Raw genomic sequence first — 15,796 nt, forward strand, 5'->3', positions numbered from 1 at the left:
GGCACGGCGGCTGGCGGTGTGGGTGTCGATAGGATTCCTGATCGCCTCGCTGATGTGCTCCATGGCCTGGAGCCTGGAAAGCATGATCGTGTTCTGCGCCAACCGCTGGGGATCGCGGTGGTCGGCGGCTTGCTGGTGAGCCAGGCGCTGACGTTGTTCACCACGCCGGTCATATACTTGTACCTTGAGAAGTTTTTCCACAGGCCCACACCAACGCCCGCGTTGGCGACCACACATTAAGTTAAGGCGGGGTCATGCGCGTCCTGATCGTTGAAGATGAAGAAAAAACCGCAGACTACCTGCATCGCGGCCTGACGGAGCAAGGCTACACCGTCGACGTGGCGCGTGAAGGCGTCGAGGGTTTGCACCTGGCACTGGAAAACGATTACGCGGTGATCGTGCTCGACGTGATGCTGCCCGGTCTCGACGGCTTCGGCGTGCTGCGCGCCTTGCGTGCGCGCAAGCAAACGCCGGTGATCATGCTCACCGCCCGCGAACGCGTGGAAGACCGCATTCGCGGCCTGCGTGAAGGCGCCGACGATTACCTGGGCAAGCCGTTTTCCTTCCTGGAACTGGTGGCGCGCCTGCAAGCCCTGACCCGCCGCAGTGGCGGGCACGAACCGGTGCAGGTGACCGTCGCCGACCTGTGGATCGACCTGATCAGCCGCAAGGCCAGCCGCAACGGCGTGCGCCTGGACCTGACCGCCAAGGAGTTCTCGCTGCTCAGCGTATTGGCTCGGCGCCAGGGTGAGATTCTGTCCAAGACCGCCATCGCGGAGATGGTCTGGGACATTAATTTCGACAGCGACGCCAACGTGGTCGAAGTCGCGATCAAACGCCTGCGCGCTAAGCTCGACGGGCCGTTCGAACACAAGCTGCTGCACACCATCCGCGGCATGGGCTATGTGCTGGAGAGCCGCAGTGTCAGCTAATTCCATCGCCCTGCGCTTGAGCGGCATGTTCACCCTGGTGGCGCTGCTGATCTTCCTGTTGATCGGCGGCGTGCTCTATCAGCAGGTGGACCGAGGCTTGGGCCTGTTACCGGAGGCCGAACTGGATGCGCGCTATAGCGTGTTGGAGTCGTCGGTGAAGCGTTTCGGTACGCCGGAGCACTGGACCAAGATCAAGGCCAAACTCAAGTTGTTGGCTGAGGAAGACAAGCGCATCCGCTTCTGGGTGGTGAGCAGCGACCCGAACTACGAATACGGCAGCCCGGACGCGCAGATCCGCGCCTTCGCCGCCGGCCCGACCGGCAAGCGCGACTTACGCCTGGCCGGCCACAACGACCCGTTCAAAGTGCTGGTGAGCCAGTTCCCCGCCCAGGACCAGCGCCCGCCATTGCGCTTCATGATCGCCATCGACACCGAAAACTTCCGCGCCACCCAGCACCACTTGCTGGTGGCGCTGATCAGCCTGGCGTTTATCGGCGTGGTCCTGGCGGCGCTGCTGGGGTTCTGGGTCTCGCGCATCGGCCTCAAGCCGCTGGGCAAACTCTCGGATGAAGCGCAGAAACTCGCGCCGCCGAAACTCTCCGGGCGCCTGCAACTGTCGCCACTGCCGCCGGAGTTGAGTCAGTTCGTCAACTCGTTCAACGCCACCCTGGACCGGGTCGAACAGGCCTACTCGCGCCTGGAGTCATTCAACGCCGACGTCGCTCATGAACTGCGCTCACCCCTGACCAACCTGATCGGCCAGACTCAGGTCGCGCTGACACGCGGGCGCTCGGCCGAGCATTATTTCGAGGTGCTGCAGTCCAACCTGGAAGAATTGGAGCGCCTGCGTTCGATCATCAACGACATGCTGTTCCTCGCCAGCGCCGACCAGGGCAGCAAGGCCACCAAGCTGATCGAAAGCTCCCTGGCCGACGAAGTGGCGACCACCCTCGACTACCTGGACTTCATCCTCGAAGACGCCCAGGTCCGGGTGCAAGTCCACGGCGACGCCCAGGTACAGATCGAAAGAGCGCACCTGCGCCGCGCGCTGATCAACCTGCTGAGCAACGCCGTGCAGCACACCGCGCCAGGGCAGGTCATCGCGGTGAACATCGACGTGCAGGAGCATCAGGTGGCGATCGCCGTGACCAACCCCGGCGCCGCGATTGCCAGCGAGCACCTGCCTCGGCTGTTCGAGCGCTTCTATCGGGTGGATGCATCACGCAGCAACAGCGGCGCCAACCACGGGCTGGGGCTGGCCATCGTCAAGGCGATTGCGCTGATGCACGGCGGCGATGTGTTCGTGCGCAGTGACGCGGGCGGCAACACCTTCGGTATTACCCTGCCCGTCTAAATCTTGAGAACACTTCAGACCCATGTGGGAGGGGGCTTGCTCCCGATAGCGGCAGATCAGTCAGTACTTCAGTGACTGATACACCGCTATCGGGAGCAAGCCCCCTCCCACACTGCACCGCGCCGCTTGCGCTAAATCTCTGACTGTTGCGATTTGGGCAACAGTCATTATCTTGTTACACTCTGTATCGCAGCGCTCGCCTGCGTTAATTTGACGCATCGATGAGCGCGACGGCAAAGACAGCTGACCCGCTTACCCGAATTTCCCTCGACTTTTTTCCAGGGCTCTACACTGGGAAACTGTCTTAAAGCCGCTGACTTCAGCGGCTTTTTTTTTGCGGTAAAAAAGGCCAGGCACACCCCCACGACATTGGCCGTTTTCGTTTGACCAAAGGAGCTCCACCGGTGAAGAACTCGCTGACGTTCACCCCGTTATTCCTCGCGATTGCAGCAACGATCGCCCCCCTCGCCCACGCGGCAGACGCAACCCCCACCGACGGTTTCGTCGAAGGCGCAAGCCTCAAGCTCAACGCCCGCAACTACTACATGAACCACGACCGTCGCGACATCCATACCGATGACAGCAAAGAATGGGGCCAGGGCTTTCTCGGCATCTTCGAATCCGGCTACACCCAGGGCACCGTCGGCTTCGGCCTGGATGCCCACGCCATGCTCGGCCTCAAGCTCGACGGCGGTGGCGGCACCGACGGTTCCAGCATCCTGCCGTATGGCAACAGTGAAGGCAGCGGCAAGGCGCCGGGGTCGTTTTCTACCGCTGGCGGCACGCTGAAGATGCGCGCGTTCGACACGGAACTGAAAGCCGGTGACCTGTTCCTCAACAACCCGGTGATCGCCGGCGGCATGACCCGTATGCTGCCACAGACCTTTCGCGGCGTGAGCCTGACCAACCACAGCGTTGACGGCTGGATGATCGAAGGCGGCCAAGCCAGTTTCACCAAACTCTATAACCAGAGCGGCCACGGGCGCATCGGCACCAGCTACGGCGTACTGCCGGAGCACGCCGACAGCCAGCACCTGGACTGGGCCGGTGTGTCGTTCAGCGGCATCCCGGGCCTGACCAGCAACCTGTACGCCTCCGAACTCAAGGATGTGTGGCACCAGTACTACTACGACCTGGACTACACCTACGCGCTGAACGACCTGGTCAGCCTCAACCCCGGCCTGCACTACTACCACACCCAGGACAGCGGCCAGTCGCTGCTGGGTAACATCGACAACAACACCTACAGCCTGCATTTCACCGTAGGCGTGGGCAACCACAGCGTCACGGCCGCGTACCAGCGGGTCAACGGCAACACGCCGTTCGACTACATCACCCAGGGCGACAGCGTGTACCTGGACAACTCCCAGCAATACTCGGACTTCAACGGCCCCAACGAGCGTTCGTGGAAGCTCAAGTACGCTTATGACTTTGTCGGCCTCGGCCTGCCCGGCCTGACCACTGCCGTGTCCTATAGCAGCGGCAAGACCGACCTGAGCAAAGTCGATCCCAATAGCCGGGGCTACAGCGCCTGGTTCAGCGCCGACGGCCAGGACGCCAAGCACTGGGAACGGGACATCGATATGAAATACGTGGTGCAGGGCGGCAAGGCCAAGGACCTGTCCCTGCGCCTGCAATGGGCGACCAACCGGGGCAGCAATGGCTACTCGGCGGTGGATCGGGATGTGGATGAATACCGGGTGATCGTCGACTATCCGATCAATGTGTTCTAAGGCGTAGATCTTTCTTTTTAACCCATCAATCAATTTTCGTCGGGTAGAACTAAACTGCCAGCATCTTTATCGTCGAAGTCTGCCCGATGAGTCAACGCCCCGTCCGTACACCACCTGAACGCCCAGAGCTGTTGCTGATGCTGGGCAGTGGCCTCACCGTCGCGCTGATCGTGATCATGGTCTCGGTGCTGTTGATCCGCGAACACGCCAGTGCGCTGGAGGCGGCCAAACGCTCAACCACCAACATCGCGCAGTTGATCAACGCCGATGTGCTGCGTAACGTCGAACTCTATGACCTCGCACTGCAAGGGCTGATCGCGGCCACACAGCGCAAGGATTTGTCCCAGGTATCAGCGGACATCCGACACCTGGTGCAATTTGAGCGGTCAGCGGCGGCGCCGTTCAAAGGCGAAGTGCTGTTGCTGGACGCCAATGGCACCGTCGTCGCCGACTCTTCGACGCTCAAGCCAACCCCGCGTAATTTCGCTGACCGCGACTACTTCCTCGCGCATAAAAACGCCGGCCAGACCGACCTGTTCATCAGCCGGCCATTCAGGGTTCAGTGCAATTGCGAGCAGGTCTGGCGCATCGCATTCAGCCGCCGCGTCACCGGCGCCAATGGCGAGTTCGCCGGGGTCGCCGTGGCCACCATGCGCCTGGCGTACTTCGATCAGTTGTTCAAAGGCCTGACCATCGGCCATAGCAGCTCGGTCAACCTGTTGAACAACCGCGGCATTCTCCTGGCCCAGCAACCGCTGCTGGAGCGCGACATGATCGACAAGGACCTGAGTGATCGCGCCAACTTCAAGCGCATGCTGCGCGATGGGAGCGGCAGCTTTCGGGCCATCTCGGCCATCACCGACAAGGAGCGCCTGTACACCTTCACCAATGTCGGCGAGCTGCCCCTGATTGTGGTGGTGGCGCTGTCCAGCGACGATGTGTTCGCGCCGTGGAATCGCGCGGCGATGCTGACAGGCGGCGCCACGGGCATCCTGTGCCTGGGCCTTCTATGGCTGGCCTGGATGCTGCGCCGGGAACTGCGGCGCCGTTATCGCGCAGAGAAGGTGCTGTCAGAACTGGCAGCCACTGACGCGCTCACCGGCCTGGCCAACCGGCGCATTCTGGACCAGCGCCTGCGCCTGGAATGGGACCGCGCTCAGCGCTCCGCCGAACCGCTGACGCTGCTGATGATCGACGTCGACCACTTCAAGGCATTCAACGACCGCCACGGTCATCATGGCGGCGATGAAGCGTTGCGCAACGTCGCCCAGGTGATCGGCAGCAACATCCGTCGCCCAGCCGACCTGGCCGCACGTTATGGCGGTGAAGAGTTCGCCGTGGTGTTGCCGGCTACCGATGACCGAGGCGCATGGCTGATTGCCGAACATATCCGCAGTGGCGTCGAGCACTTGCCACGGGTGGCGGGAGATGAACGGCCGATCACCGTGAGCATCGGCCTGAGTACCTGGGAAAAGCGCAGTGGCATGTCCCTGGAGGATTTGATGCTCAGTGCGGACCAGGCGCTGTATGAGGCCAAGCACACGGGGCGCAATCGCATCGTGGATGCACAGTAACGATGACTGAAGCGAGCAGGCCATTGTGGCGAGCGAACCATAGCAATAAAAAAGGCCACCCGAAGGCAGCCCTTAAAACTAAAGAAAGAGAGTTGTTACTTACACCGCCGCAACGGGACGCATGTAAGAGATCGGTGCGGTGCTGGCATCTTCGAAGGTCACGACTTCCCAAGCATCTGTCTGCTCAATCAACTTGCGCAGCAGCTGGTTGTTAAGGGCGTGGCCCGACTTGAAGCCTTTGAACTCACCTATCAGGCTATTGCCCAGCAGGTAGAGGTCACCGATTGCATCGAGGATCTTGTGCTTCACGAATTCGTCTTCATAACGAAGGCCGTCCTCGTTCAGTACACCATCCGCGTCGACCACAATGGCATTTTCAACGCTGCCGCCGAGTGCGAGGTTGTGCTTGCGCAGGTACTCGATGTCACTCATGAAACCAAAGGTACGGGCGCGGCTGACTTCTTTTACGAACGAAGTGCTGGAAAAATCCACGCTTGCACTTTGGGTGCGGTCACGAAATACCGGGTGATCGAAATCGATCTCAAAGCTCACTTTAAAGCCTTCGAACGGGACGAAGGTGGCGCGCTTGTCGCCGTCTTCTACTGTCACTTCCCGCAGAATGCGAATGAACTTCTTGGCTGCGTCCTGTTCTTCCAGGCCGGCAGATTGAATCAAGAATACGAAGGGACCAGCGCTGCCATCCATGATGGGGACTTCGGACGCGGAGAGCTCGACGTAGGCGTTATCGATGCCCAGACCGGCCATGGCCGAGAGCAAGTGCTCCACCGTGTCCACTTTGACGTCACCGTTGACCAATGTGGTCGACATCGTGGTTTCGCCGACGTTTTCCGCGCGAGCAGGAATCTGCACCACAGGGTCCAGGTCGGCACGAACAAACACGATGCCGGTGTCGACAGGTGCAGGTTTGAGGGTCAGGTATACCTTCTCCCCGGAGTGCAGACCTACACCTGTGGCACGAATAATATTCTTCAGGGTGCGTTGTTTAATCATGGCTTGGACCGCTTCAGCGCAAATTGCGAACTGGTATCAACAAAGGCTGGCGATAATAGCAGACCAGACCTTTGCTGAACACCAATCACCTTCATAGCCCTGATACATTCCATTAATCGGCCTGACGACGCAGGAATGCCGGGATGTCCAGGTAGTCCAAGTCATCTTGCGGATTCGGGCTACGGGACGCCGCAGCACCGGCCTGAGCCTGATTGCGCATCACGGTCGGACGGTCCAGATCACGGTAGTTCACCGACGGCAGTTCCTGGCGCGAAGGCGCTGGAGCGGCAGCCGCTTGGCTGGCGTGACTGCTGTGACTGGTGTGAACGGTATTGTCGATGACCTTTACAGGCTTCTCGATTTTTGCGCCCAGGCCGGTCGCAACCACGGTTACATGCAGTTCGTCGCGCATGTCCGGATCGATAACCGTACCGACTTTGACCATCGCGTGCTCGGAAGCAAAGGCTTCGATGATGCTACCCACGTCGGAGTACTCACCCAGGGACAGGTCAGGACCGGCGGTGATGTTCACCAGGATGCCGCGTGCGCCTTGCAGGTTCACGTCTTCCAGCAACGGGTTGCGGATGGCCGCTTCAGTGGCTTCACGCGCACGGTTCGGACCGCTGGCGCAGCCAGTGCCCATCATCGCCATGCCCATTTCGCTCATCACGGTACGCACGTCGGCGAAGTCGACGTTGATCATGCCCGGACGCTTGATGATGTCGGAGATACCGCGAACGGCACCGGCCAGTACATCGTCAGCCTTGGCAAACGCGGACAGCAGGCTCGCGTCCTTGCCCAGGATGGTCAGCAGCTTCTCGTTGGGAATGGTGATCAACGAGTCGACGCTTTCAGACAGCAGACGGATACCTTCGTCGGCGATCTGCATACGCTTGCGACCTTCGAACGGGAACGGACGGGTCACGACAGCGACCGTCAGAATCCCCATTTCCTTGGCCACTTCGGCAATGATCGGCGCTGCACCGGTACCGGTACCGCCGCCCATGCCGGTGGTGATGAACACCATGTTGGTGCCTTGCAGCACTTCAGCAATACGCTCGCGGTCTTCCAGAGCGGCTTGACGGCCGACCTCCGGGTTGGCGCCGGCGCCGAGGCCCTTGGTCACGGCTGTGCCCAATTGCAGGATGGTCCGCGCGCCGATGCTCTTCAGCGCCTGAGCATCGGTGTTGGCGCAGATGAATTCAACGCCTTCGATGTTGCTCTTGACCATATGGTTGACAGCGTTGCCGCCGCCACCGCCGACACCGATCACTTTGATGACCGGGCTTGCGGGGATGTTGTCTACGAGTTCGAACATTTTCCCTCTCCTTTCGTGTTCTCTAGTTTTTTCGCCTACTGCATGCTTCTACAACAGTGGTGCGGTGCTGCGGTAAATCGTTAAAAATTGCCTTTGACCCAAGCCTGCAACCGTTCGAACAACGGCGCTTTCGCTTCGTCGTCGCCGCGGTAGCTGTCGCGGATGCTCGGGCCCGACAGGGAAATGCCGTCGGTCTGCTTTTGCAGCCCGTACAACAGCAAGCCCACACCGGTGGAATAAATCGGGTTGCGCACCACGTCGCCCAGGCCTTTGACGCCATGGGGCACGCCCAGGCGAACTGGCATGTGGAAGATCTCTTCGGCCAGTTCGACCGCGCCTTCCATCTTCGAGGTGCCACCGGTCAGCACAATGCCGGCCGGGATCAAATCTTCGTAGCCACTGCGGCGCAGTTCCGCCTGGATCAGGGTGAACAGCTCGTCGTAGCGCGGCTCGACTACTTCGGCCAAGGCCTGGCGCGACAGCTCGCGAGGTGGACGGTCGCCCACGCTCGGCACCTTGATGGTTTCGCCAGCGCCGGCCAGTTTGGCCAGGGCGCAGGCGTAGCGGATCTTGATCTCTTCGGCGTACTGAGTCGGTGTGCGCAACGCCATGGCAATGTCGTTGGTGACCTGGTCGCCGGCAATCGGGATCACGGCGGTGTGACGGATCGCACCCTCGGTGAAGATCGCGATGTCGGTGGTGCCGCCGCCGATGTCGACCAGGCACACGCCCAGTTCTTTTTCGTCGTCGGTCAGTACCGAGTAGGCCGAAGCCAGTTGCTCGAGAATGATGTCGTCGATTTCCAGGCCGCAGCGGCGCACGCACTTTTCAATGTTCTGTGCGGCATTGACCGCGCAGGTCACCACGTGGACCTTGGCCTCCAGGCGCACGCCCGACATGCCCAGGGGCTCGCGCACGCCTTCCTGGTTGTCGATCACGTAGTCCTGCGGCAGGGTGTGCAGCACACGCTGGTCAGCCGGGATCGCCACGGCCTGGGCCGCGTCGAGTACGCGCTCAAGGTCGGCCGCGCTGACTTCGCGGTCGCGGATCGCCACGATGCCGTGGGAGTTCAGGCTGCGGATGTGATTGCCCGCCACGCCGACGAACGCCGAGTGAATCCGGCAACCGGCCATCAACTGCGCTTCTTCGATGGCGCGCTGGATCGATTGCACGGTGGACTCGATGTTCACCACCACGCCCTTCTTCAGGCCCCGGGACGGATGCGTGCCAATACCGACGATTTCGATCGTGCCGTCTTCCCCGACCTCGCCCACCAGCGCCACCACTTTGGAGGTGCCGATATCGAGACCGACGATCATTTTGCCGCTTTGCACGTTTGCCATGGGTCCTGCCTCTTCTTAATTCTTCGCGACAGCGGGTTGCGCTGCCGTGGGCGCAGCCGGTTCACGCCAGCCGACGGCAAGGCCGTTGGCGTAACGCAGGTCGACGCTCGCAATGTTCGTAATCTGTTCTTTCAAGGTCTTTTCATAGATGGCAATAAAGCGGCGCATCTTTTCCACCAAGCGGTCGCGTCCCAGCAACAACTCGATGCCCGGGCCGGAACTGCCTGCCCCGGTCGTCAAAAACCAGCTGCCCCGTTCACGCAATTCCAGGCGTGCAATGGAGAAGCCCAGCGGCCGCAGCATCTGGCTCAAGGCCTGGTACTGCTGCATCACTTGCTGCTGCGCCCGCTGCGGCCCGAACAGCTGCGGCAGGTGCTCGTAGTTGGCCAGCTCACGCGGAGTGAACGCCTGGCCCTGGTTGTTCAACAGCGCTTCATCGCCCCAACGGGCCACGGGCAGTTGTTCTTCCAGGCGGATCGTCACCTGGTCCGGCCATACACGGCGGACTTCGGCGTGGGCGATCCACGGCATCTGCTCCAACTCCCGGCGCATACCGGCCAGGTCGATGGTGAAGAAACTCGCCGCCAGGAACGGACCGATGCGCTGCTGTACCGCTTGCTGGCTGATGTAGCTCAAGTCGCCCTGTACGCTGATCTTGGTGATCGGTCGGTCGGCGTAAGGCAATAGACGCTGCGCGCCTTCGTAAGTGCCGAAGCCCAACACCACCAGCAACACCGGCCAGAACAGCGCCTTGAGGAAACCAAAGTTGGCTTTCGGCAGGCGCGCCGACATCGGCTCTTTAGCCACCATCCGGCTGGCACCCCGTGGCACCGGCTTGCGGCCGGGTGCCTGTGGGGGCTGATGACGAAGCGATGCGCCTTTCATGTCTTAGCCTCGCTGCCTTTCTTCACCGGCAACGCTGGCCGCCAGGATCGCCAGCACCAACTGCTGAAAATCCAGACCGGCTGCGCGAGCGGCCATAGGGACCAGGCTGTGATCGGTCATGCCCGGTGCGGTGTTGACTTCCAGGAACCAGAAATTCCCTTGGTCGTCCTGCATCACGTCTGCCCGCGCCCAACCGGCGATACCCAGCGCCTCACAGGCTTTCGCCGTGAGGTCCATCAGTTCCTGTTCTTTGCTTGCGTCAAGGCCACAGGGAATCCGGTACTGGGTATCGGAAGCCAGGTACTTGGCGTCGTAATCGTAGAAAGTGTGGGGCGTGCCCAAGGCGATGGGCGGCAATACCTGGCCACGCAGGGTGGCGATGGTGTACTCGGGACCTTGGATCCACTGTTCCACCAACACTTGCGAATCGTAGGTACTTGCCGCTTTCCATGCGTCGATCAATTCGGCGGCCGAGTTCACTTTAGCCATGCCGATACTGGAGCCTTCATGGGCTGGTTTGACGATCAAAGGCAGGCCCAGTTCCTTGGCTGCAGAAATACAATCGTCTTCGCTGCACAACACGCGGTGACGCGGAGTTGGAATCCCCAGGCTGTGCCACACCTGCTTGGTGCGCAACTTGTCCATGGCCAGCGCCGACGCGAGGATGCCGCTGCCAGTGTAAGGAATCCCGGCGCACTCCAGCAGGCCTTGCATGCTGCCGTCTTCACCGCCACGGCCGTGCAGGATGATGAAGGCGCGGTCGATTTTCTCGGCCTGCAGGCGAGCGAGGAAGTCGTCGCCCACGTCGATACCGAACGCATTCACGCCCGCGCTCTGCAGCGCTTCGAGCACGGCATTGCCGGACTTGAGCGACACTTCGCGCTCAGCGCTCTTGCCGCCGAACAGCACGGCCACGCGGCCGAAGTCGGCGGGGGCGATGGTGGAGAACAGGGAGCCGTAGTGGGTGGTCATTTCGACTTCCCCTTTTCTGCGGCAAACGCTTCTTTTACGAACAAGGGGCTCGCCAGCAATTTAGGCGCAAGGCCGCCGATATCACCGGCACCCTGGCACAGCAGGATGTCGCCGGCACGCAGCAGCGGCTTGACGATCGGCGCCAGGTCCACACCGCGTTCGATGTAGATCGGGTCCAACTGGCCACGCTGACGGATGCTGTTGCACAGCTTGCGGCTGTCCGCCCCAGGGATCGGTTCTTCACCGGCCGGATAGACTTCCATCAGCAGCAGCACGTTGGCATCGGCCAGTACATTGACGAAATCGTCATACAGGTCGCGGGTGCGGCTGTAGCGGTGCGGCTGGTAAACCATCACCAGGCGACGCTCCGGCCAGCCACCGCGCACGGCCTTGATCACGGCAGCGACTTCGGTCGGGTGGTGACCGTAGTCGTCCACTAACATCACGTCACCACCTTCCACCGGCAGTTGCCCATAGACCTGGAAGCGCCGGCCAACGCCGGCAAAGCCTGACAGGCCCTCGACAATGGCTTCATCGCTGACGCCTTCGTCGGAGGCAATGCAGATGGTCGCCAGGGAATTGAGCACGTTGTGGTTGCCCGGCATGTTCACCGACACGTCCAGCGGTTCGCGGTCCGGGCGCAGCACAGTGAAGAACGTCTGCATGCCTTGCTGGCGCACATTGATCGCACGCACGTCGGCGTCTTCGCTGAAGCCGTAGGTCAAGGTAGGACGCTTGACCAGCGGCAGGATTTCACGCACCACCGGGTCATCCAGGCACACCACCGCCAAACCGTAGAACGGCAGGTTATGCAGGAACTCGACGAAGGTTTTCTTCAACTTGTTGAAGTCACCGTCATAGGTCGCCATGTGGTCGGCGTCGATGTTGGTGACCACGGCCACCAGCGGTTGCAGGTGCAGGAAGCTGGCATCGCTTTCGTCAGCTTCGGCGATCAGGTAGCGGCTGGTGCCCAGTTGGGCATTGGTGCCGGCTGCATTCAGGCGCCCACCGATCACGAAGGTCGGGTCCAGGCCACCAGCGGCGAACACCGAGGCGATCAGGCTGGTGGTGGTGGTCTTGCCGTGGGTGCCGGCGACGGCAATACCATGGCGATAGCGCATCAGCTCGGCCAGCATTTCGGCGCGAGGCACCACGGGAATGCGGCGTTCAAGGGCGGTAGCCACTTCGGGGTTAGAGGTGTTCACGGCGCTGGACACCACCAGCACGTCGGCCTCGGTGGCGTTCTCGGCGTGGTGGCCGATAAAGATTTTCGCACCGAAGGACTTCAGGCGCTCGGTGACTGGCGACTCTTTCAAGTCGGAGCCGGACACCTGATAGCCCAGGTTCAGCAACACTTCGGCAATACCGCACATGCCCACGCCGCCGATCCCGACGAAGTGGATACGACGGATACGGCGCATTTCCGGTTGCGGCATGGCTTTCTGATTCTCAACCATGGGCCACCTCCAGGCAGATATCGACCACGGTGCGGGTTGCGTCAGGTTTGGCCAGGCGGCGTGCGGTGCTCGCCATGCTGTTGAGTCGTTCCGGTTGCATCAAAACCTCGGTCAGGCGTGCGGCCAAATCGGCGGCGCCAGTCGTTCTTTGCGGCAGCAGGAAGGCAGCGCCCTCCCCGGCCAAATATTCGGCGTTGCGGGTCTGGTGATCGTCGATCGCGTGGGGCAAAGGCACCAGCAAGGACGGCAGACCGGCGGCGGCCAGTTCACTGACGGTCAGCGCACCAGCGCGACAGACCACCAGGTCGGCCCAGCCATAGGCTTGGGCCATGTCTTTGATGAAGGGCTGCACATCAGCCTCGACACCGGCCTCGCGATAACGCGTGGCGGTCACTTCATCGTGGTGCTTGCCGGCCTGGTGGAAGACCTCGGGGCGCAAGTCCACAGGCAGTTGCGCCAGCGCTTGCGGCAGCAATTTATTCAGCGGCTCGGCGCCCAGGCTTCCGCCCAGGATCAGCAGGTGCGCCTTGCGCCCGGCCAAGGCGTCACGGGCGATGTCCATAAACAGTTCGGTGCGCACCGGGTTGCCCGTGGTGCGGCGCTTGTCCGATGCGCCGAAGGTATTCGGGAACGCTTCGCACACCCGCGCCGCCAGCGGCACCAGCAAGCGGTTGGCGGTGCCGGCGACAGCGTTCTGCTCATGCACGATCACCGGCACGCCAGCGAGTTTGGCCGCAACGCCGCCGGGGCCGGTCACATAACCGCCAAAACCGAGCACACACACCGGCTTCAATTCACGGATGACGTTGCGCGCCTGCCACACCGCCTTGAGCAACACGAACGGCGCCTTGAGCAGAGACAGCTTGCCCTTGCCGCGCAGGCCGGTAACGTTGATCAGATGCAGCGGCAAGCCGGCGTTCGGCACCAATTCGTTTTCGATGCCGCGCGGCGTCCCCAACCAATGCACGGTGTAGCCACGGTTCTGGAACTCACGCGCGCAGGCCAGGGCCGGGAACACGTGGCCCCCGGTGCCGCCCGCCATGATCAGCACGTTAGCGCCCATGGGTCGGCTCCTCGGCGAAGTCGCTTTCGCTGAACTCCATCTCTTCGCTGCCCAAGTGGGTGCGACTCTCCCACTCGATGCGCAACAGCAAGCCGAGACAGGCGCAGCAGATCACCAACGAACTGCCGCCGTAACTGAGGAACGGCAAGGTCAGGCCCTTGGTCGGCAGCAGGCCGACGTTCACGCCGATATTGATCAGGAACTGGCCGATCCACAGGAACGACAAGCCATACGCCACATACGCAGCGAAATACTGTTTGGCCTTCTCGGCCCACAAGCCGATGTACATGCCGCGCACACATACGAACACGAACAGCGCGACGGTACACAGCGAGCCGACCACGCCCAGCTCTTCGGCGAGCACCGAGAACACGAAGTCGGTGTGTGCTTCCGGCAGGTAGAATTGTTTCTGCACGCTGTTGCCCAGGCCCACGCCCAACCACTCGCCGCGACCGAAGGCGATCAGCGCCTGGGTCAACTGGTAGCCAGAGCCGAACTGGTCGGACCACGGGTCGGTAAAGGTGATCAGACGGGCCATCCGGTAAGGTTGCGCCTGCACCAGCACGGTCACGGCGGCTACCGCCAGCACCACCATCAAGGTGAAGCGGAACAGCCCGACCCCGCCGAGGAACAGCATCGCTGCGGCGGCGCCCATCATCACGACGGTGGCCCCGAAGTCGGGTTCCATCAGCAACAGGCCCGCCATGGGCAGCAGCACGATGAACGGCTTGAAGAAGCCCATCCAGCTCTCGCGCACTTCCTTCTGGCGACGCACCAGGTAACCGGCAAGGTAGATCACCACGAACACCTTGGCGATTTCCGACGGCTGCACGTTGAACGCACCGAAGCCGATCCAGCGCATCGAACCGTTCACCTCGCGGCCGATGCCGGGCAGGATCACCATGATCAGCAAGCCAAACGCACCAATCAGCATCAGCCAACCCAGGCGCTGCCAGGTCGCGATGGGGATCATCATGGTGACGATGCACGCGCCGAGGCCGATCACCAGGTACACCAGGTGACGGATCATCATGTACAAGGTGTTGCCCGACTGCACGGCAGCCACTTCGGAAGACGCCGACGTGATCATCACCAGCCCCAGGCCCAGCAGCGCGAGACAACCGGCGAGCATCGGGAAGTCAAGGTCGATGCCGCGCCCGGTAATGATCGGCGACGGGTACGGCTTGATGATGTTACGCAAATTGATATTCATGCCAAGGCCTCCACGGCGCGGGCGAACAGCTGGCCGCGCTCTTCGTAGTTCTTGAACATGTCGAAACTGGCGCACGCCGGCGACAGCAACACCGCATCACCCGGCTGGGCCAAGGCTTTGCACTGGGCAATCGCGTCGTCGAGGGAGCTGGCGCGCACTTGCGGCACCGCATCACCGAGGGCGGCGGCGATCAGGTCAGCATCGCGGCCCATCAGCACCACGGCGCGGCAATGGGCGGCCACCGGACCTTTAAGGTCCTTGAAGTCGGCGCCTTTGCCGTCGCCACCGGCGATCAGCAGCAGCTTGCCATCGATATCGGCACCCAGGCCTTCGATGGCGGCCAATGCGGCACCGACGTTGGTGGCCTTGGAATCGTTGTAATAGCTGACGCCATTCAAGTCGCAGACCCACTGGCAGCGATGCTCAAGGCCGCCGAAGGTGCGCAGGCTCGCGAGCATGGCGTCGAACGGCAAGCCAACGGCATGCCCGAGGGCCAGGGCCGCCAGGGCATTGGATTGGTTGTGGGCGCCACGGATTTTCAGCTCGCGCACCGGCATCAGGTTCTGGAATTCGAAGGCCAGGTATTTCTCGCCGCTCTCTTCACGAATGCCGAAAGCCTTGAAGTCGGGTTTGCCCAGGCCAAAGGTCCAGCACGGCAGGCCCTCACCCATCAACGGACGGCTCAAGGCGTCCTGGCGGTTGACCACCACTTGTTTGGCACCGCGGAAAATCCGGTGCTTGGCCAGGTGATAGGCCGGCAGGCTGCTGTAGCGGTCCATGTGGTCTTCGCTGACATTCAGCACGGTGGCCACTTCAGCGCCCAGGTCGTGGGTGGTTTCCAACTGGAAACTCGACAGCTCCATCACGTACAGCTCGACGTCGTCGCTGAGCAGGTCCAGCGCCGGGGTGCCGAGGTTGCCGCCCACGGCCACGCGCTTGCC

General features: G+C 61.8%; 13 protein-coding genes and 2 pseudogenes. 6 read left to right on the forward strand and 9 right to left on the reverse strand.

Features of this window, described 5'->3' with window-relative positions:
* The 6 genes and pseudogenes from L9Z73_RS31460 to L9Z73_RS12630 all read left to right on the forward strand — a co-directional run.
* Nucleotides 1-100: pseudogene (locus L9Z73_RS31460) on the forward strand (hypothetical protein); the annotation flags it as partial.
* Nucleotides 94-240, forward strand: a pseudogene (locus tag L9Z73_RS31465) (efflux RND transporter permease subunit); the annotation flags it as partial. The pseudogenes L9Z73_RS31460 and L9Z73_RS31465, both read left to right, overlap by 7 nt.
* 14 nt (nucleotides 241-254) lie before the next feature.
* Entirely contained in the window at nucleotides 255-932 is a 678-nt protein-coding gene (locus L9Z73_RS12615) for a heavy metal response regulator transcription factor (RefSeq protein ID WP_247401400.1), read from the forward strand.
* On the forward strand, nucleotides 922-2,286 hold the full coding sequence (locus L9Z73_RS12620; protein ID WP_247401402.1) for a heavy metal sensor histidine kinase: 1,365 nt from the start codon (nucleotides 922-924) through the stop codon (nucleotides 2,284-2,286). Before L9Z73_RS12615 ends, L9Z73_RS12620 begins: the two co-directional genes overlap by 11 nt.
* A 404-nt stretch (nucleotides 2,287-2,690) precedes the next feature.
* A complete protein-coding gene (locus tag L9Z73_RS12625) occupies nucleotides 2,691-4,019 on the forward strand; it encodes an OprD family porin (protein WP_247401404.1) in 1,329 nt (442 codons plus the stop codon).
* An 86-nt stretch (nucleotides 4,020-4,105) separates the two neighbouring features.
* A complete protein-coding gene (locus L9Z73_RS12630; RefSeq protein WP_247401405.1) occupies nucleotides 4,106-5,593 on the forward strand; it encodes a sensor domain-containing diguanylate cyclase in 1,488 nt (495 codons plus the stop codon).
* 99 nt (nucleotides 5,594-5,692) lie between these two features.
* Here L9Z73_RS12630 and lpxC read toward each other — a convergent pair whose 3' ends face one another.
* The 9 genes from lpxC to murD all read right to left on the reverse strand — a co-directional run.
* On the reverse strand, nucleotides 5,693-6,604 hold the full coding sequence (gene lpxC / locus L9Z73_RS12635; RefSeq protein ID WP_003171886.1) for a UDP-3-O-acyl-N-acetylglucosamine deacetylase: 912 nt from the start codon (nucleotides 6,602-6,604) through the stop codon (nucleotides 5,693-5,695).
* A 112-nt stretch (nucleotides 6,605-6,716) separates the two neighbouring features.
* Complete coding sequence (gene ftsZ, locus L9Z73_RS12640) at nucleotides 6,717-7,922, reverse strand: cell division protein FtsZ (RefSeq protein ID WP_247401408.1); 1,206 nt, start codon at nucleotides 7,920-7,922, stop codon at nucleotides 6,717-6,719.
* Nucleotides 7,923-8,002: 80 nt separating this feature from the next.
* Nucleotides 8,003-9,265: a cell division protein FtsA gene (ftsA, locus tag L9Z73_RS12645; protein ID WP_017845923.1), complete on the reverse strand. Its 1,263-nt coding sequence runs from the start codon at nucleotides 9,263-9,265 to the stop codon at nucleotides 8,003-8,005.
* A 15-nt stretch (nucleotides 9,266-9,280) separates the two neighbouring features.
* Nucleotides 9,281-10,150: a cell division protein FtsQ/DivIB gene (locus L9Z73_RS12650; RefSeq protein WP_247401409.1), complete on the reverse strand. Its 870-nt coding sequence runs from the start codon at nucleotides 10,148-10,150 to the stop codon at nucleotides 9,281-9,283.
* Between the two features lie 3 nt (nucleotides 10,151-10,153).
* Nucleotides 10,154-11,122 (reverse strand): D-alanine--D-alanine ligase, encoded by a 969-nt coding sequence (locus tag L9Z73_RS12655; RefSeq protein ID WP_247401410.1) that lies wholly within the window; start codon nucleotides 11,120-11,122, stop codon nucleotides 10,154-10,156.
* The gene (murC, locus tag L9Z73_RS12660; protein ID WP_247401411.1) at nucleotides 11,119-12,579 is read right to left on the reverse strand and encodes a UDP-N-acetylmuramate--L-alanine ligase; all 1,461 of its coding nucleotides are present in this window, start codon (nucleotides 12,577-12,579) and stop codon (nucleotides 11,119-11,121) included. The genes L9Z73_RS12655 and murC overlap by 4 nt, the downstream gene beginning before the upstream one ends.
* Entirely contained in the window at nucleotides 12,572-13,642 is a 1,071-nt protein-coding gene (gene murG, locus L9Z73_RS12665) for an undecaprenyldiphospho-muramoylpentapeptide beta-N-acetylglucosaminyltransferase (RefSeq protein ID WP_247401415.1), read from the reverse strand. Before murG ends, murC begins: the two co-directional genes overlap by 8 nt.
* On the reverse strand, nucleotides 13,632-14,855 hold the full coding sequence (gene ftsW / locus L9Z73_RS12670; protein ID WP_425262723.1) for a putative lipid II flippase FtsW: 1,224 nt from the start codon (nucleotides 14,853-14,855) through the stop codon (nucleotides 13,632-13,634). Before ftsW ends, murG begins: the two co-directional genes overlap by 11 nt.
* Nucleotides 14,852-15,796: UDP-N-acetylmuramoyl-L-alanine--D-glutamate ligase (murD, locus tag L9Z73_RS12675; protein ID WP_247401417.1), on the reverse strand; the 945-nt coding region annotated here is incomplete at its 5' end. The genes murD and ftsW, both read right to left, overlap by 4 nt.

The organism is Pseudomonas emilianonis (assembly GCF_023072625.1).
GTDB classification, from domain to species: domain Bacteria; phylum Pseudomonadota; class Gammaproteobacteria; order Pseudomonadales; family Pseudomonadaceae; genus Aquipseudomonas; species Aquipseudomonas paraveronii.

Excerpts from the sequence above, each read along its gene's own strand:
- ftsZ (WP_247401408.1), bottom strand. The coding sequence starts at position 7,922 with ATGTTCGAACTCGTAGACAACATCCCCGCAAGCCCGGTCATCAAAGTG.
- murC (WP_247401411.1), bottom strand. The coding sequence starts at position 12,579 with ATGGTTGAGAATCAGAAAGCCATGCCGCAACCGGAAATGCGCCGTATC.
- L9Z73_RS12630 (WP_247401405.1), top strand. The coding sequence starts at position 4,106 with ATGAGTCAACGCCCCGTCCGTACACCACCTGAACGCCCAGAGCTGTTG.
- L9Z73_RS12615 (WP_247401400.1), top strand. The coding sequence starts at position 255 with ATGCGCGTCCTGATCGTTGAAGATGAAGAAAAAACCGCAGACTACCTG.
- L9Z73_RS12650 (WP_247401409.1), bottom strand. The coding sequence starts at position 10,150 with ATGAAAGGCGCATCGCTTCGTCATCAGCCCCCACAGGCACCCGGCCGC.
- ftsW (WP_425262723.1), bottom strand. The coding sequence starts at position 14,855 with ATGAATATCAATTTGCGTAACATCATCAAGCCGTACCCGTCGCCGATC.
- ftsA (WP_017845923.1), bottom strand. The coding sequence starts at position 9,265 with ATGGCAAACGTGCAAAGCGGCAAAATGATCGTCGGTCTCGATATCGGC.
- murG (WP_247401415.1), bottom strand. The coding sequence starts at position 13,642 with ATGGGCGCTAACGTGCTGATCATGGCGGGCGGCACCGGGGGCCACGTG.
- lpxC (WP_003171886.1), bottom strand. The coding sequence starts at position 6,604 with ATGATTAAACAACGCACCCTGAAGAATATTATTCGTGCCACAGGTGTA.
- L9Z73_RS12655 (WP_247401410.1), bottom strand. The coding sequence starts at position 11,122 with ATGACCACCCACTACGGCTCCCTGTTCTCCACCATCGCCCCCGCCGAC.